Source organism: Winogradskyella pelagia (assembly GCF_017581965.1).
Classification (GTDB): domain Bacteria; phylum Bacteroidota; class Bacteroidia; order Flavobacteriales; family Flavobacteriaceae; genus Winogradskyella; species Winogradskyella pelagia.
Genome location: NZ_JAGEVF010000008.1, coordinates 112327 through 127561 on the forward strand (window position 1 = coordinate 112327; position 15235 = coordinate 127561).

Genomic DNA, 15235 nt, shown 5'->3' on the forward strand with positions numbered 1-15235 from the left:
ATGAACAGAAAGGGCATAATTCTCACCATCATAGTATTAGCACAATTTTGCTGTACATCATTATGGTTTGCCAGCAATGGTGTTATGTCAGACCTTTTACTGAACTTTAATCTAGATGCTAATGCACTTGGCTATTTAACCTCAGCCGTACAATTTGGCTTTATTTTGGGGACTCTCAGCTTTGCTATTCTAACTATTGCAGACCGTTTTGCTCCTTCAAAAGTATTTGTTATCTGTGCTTTACTTGGCGCACTATTTAATACCTTATTAATAAGGCCAAACAACAACCTTTTGTTATTAATCCTATTTCGATTTCTAACTGGGTTTTGTCTCGCAGGGATTTATCCAGTAGGAATGAAAATTGCCTCCGATTATTTTGATAAGGGACTTGGGATATCGTTATCTTTTTTGGTTGGAGCTTTAGTTCTTGGAACTGCATTTCCTCATATATTGAGTGAAATATTACCTCAGGCGAATTGGGAACACGTTATTACTGCAACATCAATAATTGCTGTTTTTGGAGGTTTTTCAATGGTTATCTTAGTTCCGAATGGTCCCTATAGAATAGCAGCAAAACGATTTGACACTAATGCTTTTTCTAAGGTTTTTAATAACCGACCCTTTCGCGCAGCTGCTTTGGGATATTTTGGACATATGTGGGAGCTTTACGCATTTTGGACGTTTGTACCTCTAATGTTGGAGTTTTATAACGCAATCCATACCAATTCTAATTTAGTTGTTTCTTTATGGTCTTTTCTAATTATTGGTATAGGGGGACTTGCTTGCGTCATTGGTGGTTATATTTCAAGGAAAATAGGCGCAAAACAAACGGCTTTTATTTTTCTATTGCTCTCCTGTATTTGTTGTTTGCTTTCACCATTAATCTTCAGCATTTCAAATCCTATTCTTTTTTTACTGTTTCTATTATTTTGGGGCTGTGTTGTCATCGCGGACTCACCTCTTTTTTCAACCCTAGTGGCTCAAAATGCAGAAAAAAAATCTAAAGGCACAGCGCTTACCATTGTTAATTGTATTGGCTTTTCAATAACCATAGTTAGTATAATGATTATCAATAGTTTGATTGGTAACTGGAACACTCAGTTTTTGTTTATAATCTTGGCAGTTGGACCCGTTTTAGGCTTAATAGGATTAAGACATAACACCTAATAAAAAAGGTATTTAAATTTTAGGCACTTTTAAAAATTAGAACAATTTTGTAACCTCATTAAAATCCAAACCTCCATAATTACCAGAGCTCATTAACAATAACGCCGTATTTTCAAAGTCTTGAGAAAATAGAAAATCCTTAAATTCTTCTGGATTGGTATAAATAATTAAATCGTCTCGTTGAAATGCTTCCGCTATTTGCTGCTCACTTACTTCTTTAAGTTTTTTAATCTCAACGGCATGGGGGGAATAAAACACAACAGCTGTATCCGCCTCATCCAATGAGCCTTTATATTCTTTCAAAAATTCGGCATTTAAACTACTGTAGGTATGTAGTTCTAGACAGGCTACCAATTCTCTATTTTTATATTGTTCTTTAACAGCTCTTGTAGTAGCATCAACTTTACTTGGTGAATGTGCAAAATCTTTAAATGCGACACTCGTACCATTTTCTGCAATTTTCTCCAATCGCTTGCTCGCTCCTTTAAAGGTAGATATAGCCTCATAGAAATCGTCTTCATCGATTCCCATATGTTGGCATATCCACTTTGCACCAGATAGATTATTTAAATTATGCTTACCAAAAATCTCAACAGGCATTGGACCATCAGGAGTTTCTAACAATGTTTGTCCGTCCTCTACCGTATAGTCGGGAGTGTTATACGGAATCTTTCTAATTTGATTTTCAGAGGCTTCAACAACTCGTTTGACTTCAAGATCTTCTTCGTTGTAATTAATACTTCCTCCCCTTACAATAGAATCGATAAAAATGCCGAATTGCTTCAGGTAATTTTCATAGGTAGGAAATACATTGATATGATCCCATGCTATTCCACTTAGTAAGGCAATATTGGGTTTGTATAAATGGAATTTTGGACGTCTATCTATGGGCGAGCTTAGATATTCATCGCCTTCTAAAACTATAAAATCATTGTCTTCGGTCAGCTTTACCATAACATCAAAACCCTCTAATTGGGCACCAACCATAAAGTCTACATCTCTATCATGATAATGCATCACATGGAGAATCATTGATGTAATTGTTGTTTTGCCATGACTTCCTCCAATGACAACTCTGGTTTTATTCCTTGATTGCTCAAATAAAAATTCTGGATAACTGTAAATTTTAATACCTAATTCTTGAGCCTTTAGTAACTCAGGGTTATCAGCTTTAGCGTGCATTCCTAAAACAACAGCATCTAATTGCGTTGTGATTTTTTCTGGAAACCACCCAAAGGTTTCTGGTAGTAAACCTTGTGCTTCTAATCTAGATTTTGAGGGTTCAAAAATAGTATCGTCACTCCCTGTAACTCGATAACCTTTATGATGAAGTGCTAAAGCCAAGTTGTGCATGGCAGCTCCTCCAATTGCAATAAAATGTACATTCATATAGCAAATATCAAGTTAGATCTATCAAATTCCAAATGAATGAATTATAAGTTTTCACCAATTGATGCAAAAGGGTCTATAAATCTGGATTTATTGCTAAGCTATTAAATAGTTTAGCCTTGGTTTTGAAGAATTTGTTTTCAATATCAATACCTTTCAACCGGCTCTCAATGAGTTTCGCTTCACGAGAATTCACTAAAAATAAAGAACTCTCGCCCAGTCTAAACTTTCGCTCCTCTGCTTTTAATAGCTCGGCAGAATCATCTATAATTTGTAATGTGATTTCGTTCTGATCTACATAAGAATCTAACTCTTGCTTTAAGGCTTCAATCTTATTCGTTAAATTAATTCGCGTTGAATTTATCTCAAATTCTGTATCCTGAAGTTTTAGTTTTGCCAATTTCAAATCTCCGCGCTCTTTTCTGAGAAACAGAGGGAAACTAATATTAACGCCACCTTTATATTCTGCAGTATTAAAAGATCTAGCAACATCAGGCACTTCGGTTAAAAAATTATACTCTACGTCAAAACGCGGCAACAAACGATTAGCACTCAACCGCCTATCTACATCAAGGCTTTGAAGTTTAAAATCTAAAGATACCATCTTAGGATGCTCTTCGATAATGACCTCTTCTTCCCTTAATTGGTTGACATTAAATACGGCATCAACTATAGGCTCTGTATTTACATCTGGAATAACATCAGGCTGTAACTCAACTGGGATGTTATTCTCTAGCCATAAAAATGTTGATAGCGCCAGAGTGGCATTAATCAGCTTCACTTTGGCCTGTTCTAAGCTTAAGCGTCTATTATTAAGTGCTATGCGTGCTTCAACGATTTCAATTCGTGCATTTTGCCCTACTTCTTCTCCGCGCTCTATACCTCTTAACCGAAACTGCGCATTGACTAAAAAGTTCTCAAATAACTTAAATTCGTTGTAGACCTTTAACCACTCAAAATAAACCAAAGAAGCTTCAAAAAGGATATTGTTTACAAAAATATCTCTGTCTGCCCTAGCCTGCTCTCTAAAAAGGCGTGCTTGTTTTAATGAAGCCATGCGGTCATTAATTAATAAATCACGACCTATAGGCACGGAAAAACCAGCACTATATAGACCATCATCTGGCACAAAAGCCTCTGGATTTAGAAAATCTCCACTATTCTCTTCAAAAGCAGCCTTTAATTCTATACCAAACCAGGTTGGTATCTTAAATGTTCCGTTAAGTTGATCCCAGTACTCAGTCCCTTTGAACTTCTTTCTATCGTAATCTACTTCAATCTTTGGATCAAACGCACCTCGAGATTTCATGAGCTTAGCCTGACTTTCGTCAATGACCAACTCTGCTTGCTTCACAATGGGATGGAATTTTTTTACATAACCCAAATACTCATCAAATCGCAGCACATTATCTAAGCTGTCCAATTGTGCATAAGATGAAAAACTTAAGGTTAAAAGAACTATTGATAATAGACCTTTCATGTTACTTTTTTTTAGATTTTTCAGCATCTATTGGCTGATAATAATTAGGCGGGAATCCATTAAGCTGTCGCCACAATTCGAACCAAATAGGGACATCCTCTAATAAAGCCATAGTAAAGGCGCCTGACCCTGCTCTAATATCTTCTGGCCATGGATGATCTTCTGGATCTGGTTTAAGTAGTATTCTAAACTTACCATTATCGCTAATAAAACGTTCTACGGCAACCACTTCTCCACCATAAGTACCGTAAGATACATTAGGCCATCCGCTAAAAATAATTGCAGGCCAACCGTCAAATTGAATACGCACTTTTTCACCCTTGTGTATCAATGGTAAATCTATGGGCTCCACATAAGTTTCTACTGCAAGGTCAATATCTGCAGGAATAATACCAACCAATTCTTCACCTTCTTTAAATGTTTGTCCAATACCACCACGATGAGCAGTATTTATGTATCCATCATAAGGTGAAGTAATGTAGAGTAAACCTCTACGAATAGAATAATTTGATACATCGTTTTCTAATTTTTGCACTTCTGCCTCCGAACTGAATTGACTGGACTGTGCTGAAAACTTCTCGCTTTGTGCTTTAGATATTTTCTCTGCATACTCATTTCTAATTCTATTCATTTCTATCCTTGCATTTATAACACCCTGCCTACTTCCTAATAATTTAGCTTCCTGGCTAACAAGCTTACCTTGGGTTTCCTGTAATTTAATCTTAGCATCTTCTACATCTTTTCTGGCCGTGTAACCGTCAGAAAATAAAGTATCTGCCCGATTGTACTTTATTTGTGCTATCCCATAATTTGTTTTAGCGACCTCTAAATCAATGCTGTCTGCTTTGACCTTAAGTCTAGACTGTTCTAATTTATTCTCAGCTTGTTCTAATTTTAAGCCACGCTCTTGTTGCATAGCAATAATTCGTGATTCTTGAGCCTTAACTTTTTCTTGGTAAGATTTAACGGAAAAGGCCTTGGCATTGCGTTGCTGCTGAGTTAACTCAACCAAGTTAGGGTTAAAATACTCGCTTTTGATTTCAGCAATACGCATTATGGTATCTCCTTTTTTAACAAACTGACCTTCTTGTACATACCAATCTTGGATACTACCCGGAATTGGTGACTGTATCGTCTGCGGTCTCTGGTTTGGAGTTAATGATGTTACTTGACCTCTACCAGAAATATTTTGGGTCCAAGGCAAAAACAATATAATTAGCCCTGCAATTGCAAAACCTGTTAGAAAACGTTTTGATTGTTTATAATAATCCTTAAAAAACACATGCTTAGCCGACTTGTAACTAGTTAAATCAACTTTAGTATTTATAGGGTTTCTAGATATATTTAACATGGTTTAGTGCTTTAAATGATTTCTCCCTGTTTTAGGGTAATAACCTGCGAACAACTTTCTGCCCATTGTGCATTGAAACTCACAACAACAAGAGACCAAGGATGCTTTTTATCAGTAAGGTACTGTATAATTCTTTTGGCTTCACTTGTTTCAAAATGCTCTAAAGGCTCTTCTAAGATCATTAATTTGGGTTGTTTCAATATAGCTCTTGCCAAAATGAGCTTTTTAGCAACTGTAAAGGATATTTGCCTACCTTCTGGGTAAATAACGGTATCTACGCCAAGCTCTGTTTCTTTGAGATAAGATGTTAAACCAACATTTTCTAAAACCTCCATGATATCATCGGTGGTAATCGACTTATCTCCTAAAGTTAGATTCTCTCTTAAAGTTCCCTCGAATGGAGTTTCATCGGCCAAAGACATACCTAGCTGGGACCTGTAGCTATTAAGTTTTAGATTACCCAAAGCTTGCTCATTGAGAAAAATACGTCCAGAAGTTGGGTTTAATAATCCGGCTATAATTCTTAGTAAACTAGACTTACCCGAACCACTCTCACCTTGAATTAGTATGCGACTTTTAGCATCGATATGTAAAGAAATATTATGTAAAATATGAATACTTCGCCCAGGAACTTCATAAGATATTTTTTCTAGTTCAATCGCAAAGTCCTTATCCATATTAATGACTTCTCCTGTTTGAGTTTCGATTTCTTTATCGACTACTTGCCCCATTTTTTCGAGAGAGGTTAAGACATCGTAGAAAGATTCTAATCCCAGAATCAACTTTTCTACCGAAGTGATAACCAATAAAATAATAATTTCGGCAGCTACAAACTGTCCAATATTCATCTCCTGATTTAGTACCAATAATCCTCCTATTATTAAAAGTCCAGCAGTAACTATGACTTTAAAGCCTATCATTTGAATGAATTGCAAAATCAAAATTTTAAAGTGGCTTTCTCTCGCTATTAAGTACTTATCCGTTAATTTATCATTTTTATCAAGTGCTAAAGATGTTGTGCCCGATAACTTAAAACTCATTATAGAACGCGCCACTTCTTGAATCCAATGCGCTACAACATATTTTTTCTTGGACTCCATCAAACTGGTTTTCATACCGCGTTGTATGGTATATTTAAATACGATATAAATCAACACGATTAACAGTATACCAAAGGCTATAAAAAACGGATGGTAAAACGATAAAAGGATTAATGCAAAAACAATCTGTAATGCTGCTGTAGGTACGTCCAACAATAGCTTTGCTAATCCTTTTTGTACGGTTAAAACGTCAAAAAACCGATTGGCCAACTCTGGCGGATAGTAATTGTAGAGTTCCTTCATTTTTATTTTTGGAAATCTATACGTGAATTCAAATGACGCACGCATGAAGAGCCGCTGTTGAACGGTCTCTATAATTCGCATTTGCATAAGCTGTAGCACACCAACAAAAGCTACACCTATTGTTACTAGAACAACCAATACAATCCAAGAGGTGCTTACCTGGGCTCCCTGAATTAAATTTATAATTGCCTGAATACCTAATGGAAGCGTTAAACTTATAAGCCCTGAAAAAACAGCGTAATAAATAACTTGCAACAAATCCTTTTTTTCTAGTCTTAGCAAGCCCACAAAGCGCTGCCAAGGTGTTAACATCGGTTTTTTATTATTCATTTGTTGGAGAGTTTAATAGAGTTAATGTTAGATTTTTAAAAAAATCTGTTGGTGTCACATCCTCGCCACAATCTGTGATTGAAGTAAAATGTTCTTTTAAAAAATGTTGATGTAAAGCACCTTCTACAATAGTACTTGCCAAACTAGAAGGGTAATTGTAGTTGTCGTCAACTTTAGCTATAATTTCACTCAACCGCTTTATAAGTCTTTTGTAAACTTCAAAATACCCTTCTTTATTCTCACTATCTACTTCTTTGGTGAGAAAGGACTTGGAATATTCATTAATAATTATGCGGTTAAGAACTACTTCATTAATATGTTTAAACGTTTTATCCTCCTTAACGGATTGCGTTAGTACTTCAATTGCTTTAAGTAATTGTTCTTTTGGGTCTGGAATATTATAAGTAGCAAAGACCATTTGGTACTCAATCCAAGCCCAATACCATGATGTTAAATATAAAAGTAGTTTATGTTTACTTTCAAAATACCTATAAATTGAACTTTCATTAGATCCAATTTCCACTCCCAATTTCTTAAAAGTAAAACTGTCAAATCCAATATCCTCAATCAATAAAATACTATGCTCAATAATCCTTTTTCCTAAATCTGAAGACTCGGGATCTTTAATAAAAATCTTATCAGGTACTGAAATCTTTAAATTTGATAGTAAATTCAACATTTCCGAAATATTTGATTGCAAACATAATAGCATTACTATTACTTTAAAAATAATTAACAAATATTTAGTACCTTATAATATGCGGTATCTCAGGAAATACAAATCGGATTAATCCTATAAATTTGAAATGAGATTTTTTTCTATGCGGGCTTGTTTAAAGTCTGACCTAATGGACAAGGCCATATCGATGTATTCCATCGCCTTGGATTTATCTCCTTTGTGTCTATATATTTGGGCAAGCCTATAATAGGCCCATTCTTTGGGAACACCATCCTTTGCCGAAAAGTTCTCTAAATACGTATTTAGACACTTCTCGCCTTTATCTAATTGAATATTGTAATCTGCACACACCTTTCCTATTTGATAGTGCAATGCATTTCTTTGTATTTTTTTTTGTGCCTGTTCAAAATTACCGATAGCTTTTTCTGGCTTTTTTTGCCGACTGTAAAATCCAGATAATTTATTATAACATGTTATTGACCCTCCTACCTTTATAGCTTGCCTATAGTATTTCTCTGCTAACTCTGGCTCATCATCATACTCATAGACATACCCTTTTGCTAAATAACCATCAACAGGAGATATGGCCTGTAATTTATCCGCAAACTTTAGGGCTTTAGAATAGCTTCCCCCTACTATCCCTGGCAATGTAACGTAATAATCAACAAGCGCCCAGTGGGCATCGATATGGGTTGAATCTAAAGCCACGGTTTTCAAAAAAGCACGTTTCATATCACCAATTAAACCCAAGGCTTTAAACTTACTAACACTCTGTGCCTTCATAGCTAGTGCACCACCAAATTTGTAATTATAATTAGCGCTATTTGGTTGTTCCTTAACGAGAAACTCATACTTACCAATGGCCTTATCCCATTGTCTTTGATACCCATAAGCATCACCTAATAGTTCTACAGCTCTTAAATCTTTGGGGTTTTGTTGTAAATATTCTGTTATTTGTTCTTCTGCTATACCATATTGCTTTTTATCCATTAACATCTCAGCATTATCAATAACAGTCTGGGAAAAACTAAATGAAACAATAAAAAATGGTATTAAATAACGTAGCATTGTTATTGGGCTTTAAACAAAAATAAGCTTTAGCGATTAGTCGTAAAAGTAAATTCAACTAACAATTTGTTTCACTAACAAAATGTGTAACTTAACTCATTATAACACATTACTGGCGCATTACCTCTGTTTTTGGAATAGCTTTTGAAGCTAGATTTGAATGAAATACTAGAATTATGAAAAAAATTAGACTTGTTTTTATACTATTAAGCCTTTCAGCATTATCGAATGCCCAAAATAATTTTGATAAGGAATGGGCAATGGTTACCGATTTTGAGCAAAAAGGATTAACAAAAAGTGCCGCAGAACAAGTTGACGTAATCTACAATAAGGCCAAATCTCAAAATATCCACCAGCAAGTGGTAAAAGCCTTATTATTCAAAAGCAAATATGGCTTAATCCTAGAGGAAAATGCTCAACTAAAAATTGTTGAACAATTTAAATCAGAAATTGAGACCACAACATCTTTACCAACAAAGCATCTTTTAGAAAACATCCTTGCCACAATGTATTGGCAATACTTTCAACAAAACAGATACAAATTCTACCAACGTTCTCAAACCGCAATACAACCAAACGATGACTTCAGAACTTGGGACTTAAAAACACTTTTTAATGAAATCCACAGCTATTACCAGAGGTCATTGCGCAATGGTATTTTACTGCAACAAGAACGACTAACCGATTATAAAGCACTACTAGTCGAAGCTAAAAACTCTAAGGACTACAGGCCCACGCTATTTGATTTATTAAGCCATAACGCTCTAAATTTCTACCAAACGGACGAAAATAGTATAACACAGCCAGCCCAAAAGTTTGTTATAGCGGATGAAGCCTTTTTAAGTCCTAGCAAAAAGTTCATCAATTTAAACATCGCTTCTGAGGATAGTACATCACTGCAACTAAATGCCTTAAAAATTTATCAAAGCTTGCTTCGGTTTCACAGTAGCAACCCATCGTCCCTAGCTTTTGTTAATTCAGATATTGAACGTCTTCGCTTTGTATATCAAAATTCCGTCAATTCAAAAAAAACGGAGCTTCTACTTTCAACTTTGAAGGAAAGTGCACTAAATATTGAATCTTCAGAACAATCAAGCTTATATAATTTTGAAATCGCCAAAGTTCTTAAAGAGGAAGGAAATAAATTTAATAGTCAAAATCAAAATATCTCAAATTACGATAGTACCCGTTGGAAGCTCAAGGAGGCCTATAATTTATGCACCCAAGTAATTAAGGAGTGGCCGAACAGTCCTGGCGCAAAGAAGTGTGAAGCCCTTAAAGATGAAATTCTATATCCGGAGTTACAACTCCAAGCCGAAACATTCATACCTGTATCCGCAGCATCTAGAGTACTGGTAAACTATAGAAATCTCAATGAATTTAATCTAAAAATATTTAAGGTAACTAAAAAGCAGCTCAACACCTATAACAGCTTTTATAATACTAAAGACAGAAAAGGCTTTATAGATAAGCTTAGGGTTTATAATGATCTTAAGAGTAGTTTAAAAAATGAAGGCGATTTTCAAAATCATAGTACGGAACTTATTATTCCAAGTTTGCCAAATGGACTTTACCTCCTTAAAGCAGAAACACCTAAAGGCCGTGATGTTTTCGCCACGGCCCATATTCAGGTGACTGATTTCGCACTCATTGAGAATAGGGAAAGACAGGCTAATGTATATCAATTGATTAATAGATCGACTGGCATGCCTATTGCCAATGCTGAGGTACAAATTAAATATTACAATAATTCGAAAACACAACTTACCAAGAAGACCACGTCCAACACCTACGGTAAATTTTATTTAGATAAAGACGACAACTATTACCGACGCATTGAAATACAAGCGAATTATGATAAGCAAACTGCTTACTTTGGACAATACTCAATGGGCCGTAAGTATAAAAAACTGAAGCAAAACAAATATAGCTACAACACCTTTTTATTTACAGACCGAAGCCTATACCGACCAGGTCAAGTTGTATATTTTAAAGGTATTGTAACGGAAACTCTAAATTCAGAGCGAAAAACGAGAGTGTTAGATGGGGAAAATATCACTACAACACTTCACAATGTTAACGGTGATAAGCTTGGAGAGATTGCATTAAAAACTAATGATTTTGGGTCAGTACACGGTGAATTTATACTTCCGGTTGGAGGATTAACCGGTCAATTTTACATAAAAACACAATCAGATAAAATTGGAAGTGGTTTTACTTACTTTTCTGTAGAAGAATACAAGCGTCCAAAATTTGAAGTAGAATTTGAACCTATCACTCAAACCTTTAAGATAAATAACAACATAAAGGTTACCGGTAAAGCCATTGCATTTGCAGGAAATAACATTACTAACGCAAAAGTAGCATATCGTGTAAAGCGGCAAGTACAATTCCCTAGCTGGTATTATTGGAGAAATCCCTACTGGAATTCTGCACCACAAGAAATCACCTTTGGTGAAACCAAAACCAATGAAAAGGGCGAATTTGAACTTACGTTCAAGGCCATACCAGATTCTAATGCACCAAAAGAAAATTTACCTGTATTTAGATATGAAGTTACTGCAGACATTACTGATATCAATGGAGAAACCCATTCGGCTTCTAGAACGGTAAACGTAGGTTATCATGCCATGACTTTAAACCTCAATGTAAAAAACAAGATTGACAAAAACAGTCATAAACCAGAGCTAGAAATCATAGCCCAAAACCTTAATGGCGAAAGAATTCCTGCAAACGGACTATTAAGCATCTATAAGCTATCACCACCAAAAACAGTTTTAAGACCACGCCCTTGGCGCGCTCCAGACTACCAAGTATTGCCAAAGGATGAATTTAAAGCACTTTTCCCTCATGACGCTTACAAAAACGAACATCTGATTCAGAATTGGAATAAAGGAAAGAAGGTATTCAGCAGAAACTTTAACACACAAGATGATAATACAATAGTATTAAAACGACTAAAAAAATGGCCATCTGGCAAGTATATTATTGAAGTAAAAAGCACTGACAAATTCGGCCAGCAGGTAGAAGAAAAACAATTTATTTCAATTTATGATGATAGCGAAAATACACTTGCCGACAATACCTTATTTGAAGCCTATTTAGACAAGGTTAGTTACACTAATCAGGGCATGGCAAAACTTACTTTAGGTACAGCCGCCAAAGACCTAACCATTACTGTTGAAATTGAAAAGAATAACAAAATAATCGCAACACATCGTATAGACCTAAATAACCAAAAGAAGACCTTGGATATTCCTATTCTAAAATCTGATTTAGGAGGTTTTGTAGTGCATTGTAGTTTTGCTGCATACAATAGCTACAACGTTAAAAGTCTACAGGTTAATGTACCCTATCCCAAAACCGAATTGTCTATTGAAACTAAAACGTTTAGAGATAAATTACAACCAGGCTCTGAAGAAACCTGGAGCTTTAGCATAAAAGGTCCTAAATCTGAAAAGGTCACAGCCGAATTATTAGCTAGTATGTACGACGCTTCATTAGATGAATTCTTGCCACATAGTTGGGACTTTAATCCAATACTAAACTGGGACTACTATAGTCAAATCCCTAAACGCTACAACCAAAGCTTTGGTCTCACTGGTTTTAGATTTTACAACAGCTTTGCACGACCAGCATCTTACCAACATCAGAGCTTTGACCATTTAAATTGGTTTGGGTTCTATTTTGATGGTGACAACCATAGGTATTTAGCTAGACGTATGGATGCTCCAGCAGACGGTGTTGTCGCCGTTCAAGAAGACTCAGAAACACCAATAGCAGATATTTCGGCATCACTATCAGGACAAATACCAGGTTTAATTATCTCAACAGGCTCTGGACAGTCTAATCTTGATAGTTTGGCAATTCTCCGAGGAACTAGTTCCATAGGCGGAAACAAAGAACCGCTGTATGTAATTGATGGAGAAATAGTAACAGAGTCTAATTTTAGACGAATTAAACAGGAGGATGTTATATCAATCAAAATATTAAAGCCTGATGAGGCTCAAGCTATTTATGGTAAAAAAGGCGCCAATGGTGTTGTTGTTATCACCACAAAAAAAGGTGAGGAAGATTTACTAAAAATTAAGGTGCGCAAAAACCTCCAAGAAACGGCATTTTTCTTTCCACAGCTACAGACAGATTCTGATGGCAACGTGAGTTTTAATTTTACAGCTCCAGAGGCCTTGACCAAATGGAAATTGCAATTACTGGCCCACACAAAAAATTTAAAAAGTACAGTAGGTCAGTATGAAACCATTACCCAAAAAGAGCTCATGGTCATTCCTAACGCACCGCGATTTTTAAGGGAAGGTGATGAAATCACTATAAGTGCCAAAATCGCCAACCTTACTGATAAATCTCTTAACGGCATTTCTAGTATACAGTTATCAAACGCTTTAACAGGCACCAATATCACCTCAATTTTAATTTCAGAAATCGGTGAAATAGATACACTTTTTTCTGTAGATGCTAAAGGAAATACCCAAGTCTCTTGGCATTTAAAAATACCTGATGGTATTGAAGCAATTCAATACAAGGTCATTGCAAAAACAAAAAAATTCAGTGATGGCGAACAAAATGTATTACCTGTTTTAACTAATCGCATTTTAGTCACAGAGGCTTTACCAATGTGGATCCGGTCGAATCAACAAAAAACTTTCACTTTAGATAAATTAACTTCAAATACGTCGGTATCACTTAAATATCATAGACTTACCTTAGAATTAACTTCTAATCCAGCTTGGTATGCCATACAGGTCCTACCTTACCTTATGGAGTTTCCATACGATTGCAACGAGCAAATCTTTGCACGCTACTATGCTAATGCCTTAGCCAGACATATTGTATCCTCCAACCCAAAAATTGAAGCTGTTTTTAAGCAATGGAATTCCAAGGATGCGCTAATTTCTAACTTAGAGAAAAACCAAGACTTAAAAGCTATACTCATTCAAGAAACACCTTGGCTCAGAGATGCACAATCCGAATCGGAGCAAAAAAAACGAATAGGACTATTATTTGACCTCAATAAGGTCTCGAGCGAATTGCAATTCGCACAATTAAAATTGAGAACAAATCAGCAAGCTTCGGGAGCGTGGTCGTGGTTTAACGGTGGTTATGCCAATAGGTATATCACTCAACATATTGTTGCAGGGTTTGGGCACTTAAAACATTTAGGCATTAATCAAAATGATAACCAAAGTATGATTCAAAGTGCCTTGAATTACCTAGACAAAGCATTCGTAAAAGAATTCAATGACCTAAAAAAACAAAATGACAAAGTGGATTTAAATAAGGACCAATTGTCTTATATGCAATTACATTATTTATACACCAGAAGTTTTTATCCTGAATTAAAACCATCTAAAGAAGTTGAATACGTTATCGACTATTATAAAAGCCAAATTGAATCTTATTGGCTAAAACGTTCACTCTATGCAAAAGGGCTCATGGCTTTAACAATGCATAGAATGAATAGTGCAGAAACAGCAAACGCCATTTTAAAATCAATAGAAGAGAATAGCGTAATTAGTGAAGAATTAGGAATGTACTGGAAAGAAAACGGTAACTCTTGGCACTGGTACAAAGCGCCTATTGAAACACAAGCCTTGCTTATTGAAGCCTTCGCCGAAATAAAGAACGACCCCAAAATTATAGACAACCTTAAAATATGGTTGCTAAGACATAAACAGACCAATACATGGAAAACCACTAAAGCAACGACAGAAGCTGTTTATGCCCTATTGCTCCAAGGTTCAAACTGGCTCAGTATTGATGAAATCGTTAAAATTGAAGTTGGTGGAGAACTTATTGTCCCAGAGACTAGAGATGATGTTGCCATTGAGGCAGGAACAGGATACTTTAAAACCACATGGCCAGGTTCTGAAATTGAACCCAAAATGGGAAATGTAACATTGGCAAATAACCAAAATGCAGTAGCTTGGGGAGCTTTATATTGGCAATACTTCGAGGATTTAGATAAAATCACTCCTTCCCAAACACCATTAAATCTGAGCAAAAAACTTTATCTAAAATCCAACTCACCTGTGGGTGAAGTCATTTCTGAGATAACACCAGAAACCAATTTAACCGTTGGTGATTTAATAAAAGTACGTATTGAACTAAGAACGGATAGACCGATGGAATTTATTCACCTTAAAGATATGAGAGCAGCAGGATTAGAGCCCATTAATGTGCTTTCCCAATACAAATGGCAAGATGGTTTGGGCTATTACGAAAGCACAAAAGATGCGGCAACCAACTTTTTCATTGACTTTCTACCTAAAGGTATTTATGTTTTTGAATATGATTTACGTGTAAATAATGCAGGGCAAATGAGTAATGGCATAAGCACTGTACAAAGCATGTATGCGCCAGAATTTAGCAGCCATAGTGAAGGACTTAGAATAAAAGTAGAAAACTAATCG

General features: G+C 35.7%; 8 protein-coding genes. 2 read left to right on the forward strand and 6 right to left on the reverse strand.

What is annotated here, in order from left to right; translation table 11 throughout:
- The gene (locus J4050_RS10940) at window positions 1–1167 is read left to right on the forward strand and encodes an MFS transporter (RefSeq protein WP_208154623.1); all 1167 of its coding nucleotides are present in this window, start codon (window positions 1–3) and stop codon (window positions 1165–1167) included.
- 36 nt (window positions 1168–1203) lie between these two features.
- Here the strand turns inward: J4050_RS10940 and J4050_RS10945 are convergent, their stop codons facing one another.
- The 6 genes from J4050_RS10945 to J4050_RS10970 all read right to left on the reverse strand — a co-directional run bounded on the left by J4050_RS10945 (window position 1204) and on the right by J4050_RS10970 (window position 8807).
- On the reverse strand, window positions 1204–2556 hold the full coding sequence (locus tag J4050_RS10945; protein WP_208154624.1) for a UDP-N-acetylmuramate--L-alanine ligase: 1353 nt from the start codon (window positions 2554–2556) through the stop codon (window positions 1204–1206).
- A 76-nt stretch (window positions 2557–2632) separates the two neighbouring features.
- A complete protein-coding gene (locus J4050_RS10950; protein ID WP_208154625.1) occupies window positions 2633–4036 on the reverse strand; it encodes a TolC family protein in 1404 nt (467 codons plus the stop codon).
- A gap of 1 nt (window position 4037) precedes the next feature.
- Window positions 4038–5387: an HlyD family secretion protein gene (locus J4050_RS10955; RefSeq protein ID WP_208154626.1), complete on the reverse strand. Its 1350-nt coding sequence runs from the start codon at window positions 5385–5387 to the stop codon at window positions 4038–4040.
- Window positions 5388–5398: 11 nt separating this feature from the next.
- On the reverse strand, window positions 5399–7060 hold the full coding sequence (locus J4050_RS10960) for a peptidase domain-containing ABC transporter (protein WP_208154627.1): 1662 nt from the start codon (window positions 7058–7060) through the stop codon (window positions 5399–5401).
- A complete protein-coding gene (locus J4050_RS10965) occupies window positions 7053–7739 on the reverse strand; it encodes a TetR/AcrR family transcriptional regulator (protein ID WP_208154628.1) in 687 nt (228 codons plus the stop codon). Before J4050_RS10965 ends, J4050_RS10960 begins: the two co-directional genes overlap by 8 nt.
- Before the next feature lie 114 nt (window positions 7740–7853).
- Window positions 7854–8807, reverse strand: a complete 954-nt coding sequence (locus tag J4050_RS10970) for a tetratricopeptide repeat protein (protein ID WP_208154629.1) — start codon at window positions 8805–8807, stop codon at window positions 7854–7856.
- 176 nt (window positions 8808–8983) lie between these two features.
- Between J4050_RS10970 and J4050_RS10975 the strand changes: the two genes are divergently transcribed.
- Window positions 8984–15232, forward strand: coding sequence for an alpha-2-macroglobulin family protein (locus tag J4050_RS10975; RefSeq protein WP_243878618.1), 6249 nt, complete (start codon window positions 8984–8986; stop codon window positions 15230–15232).
- Window positions 15233–15235 lie beyond the last annotated feature (3 nt).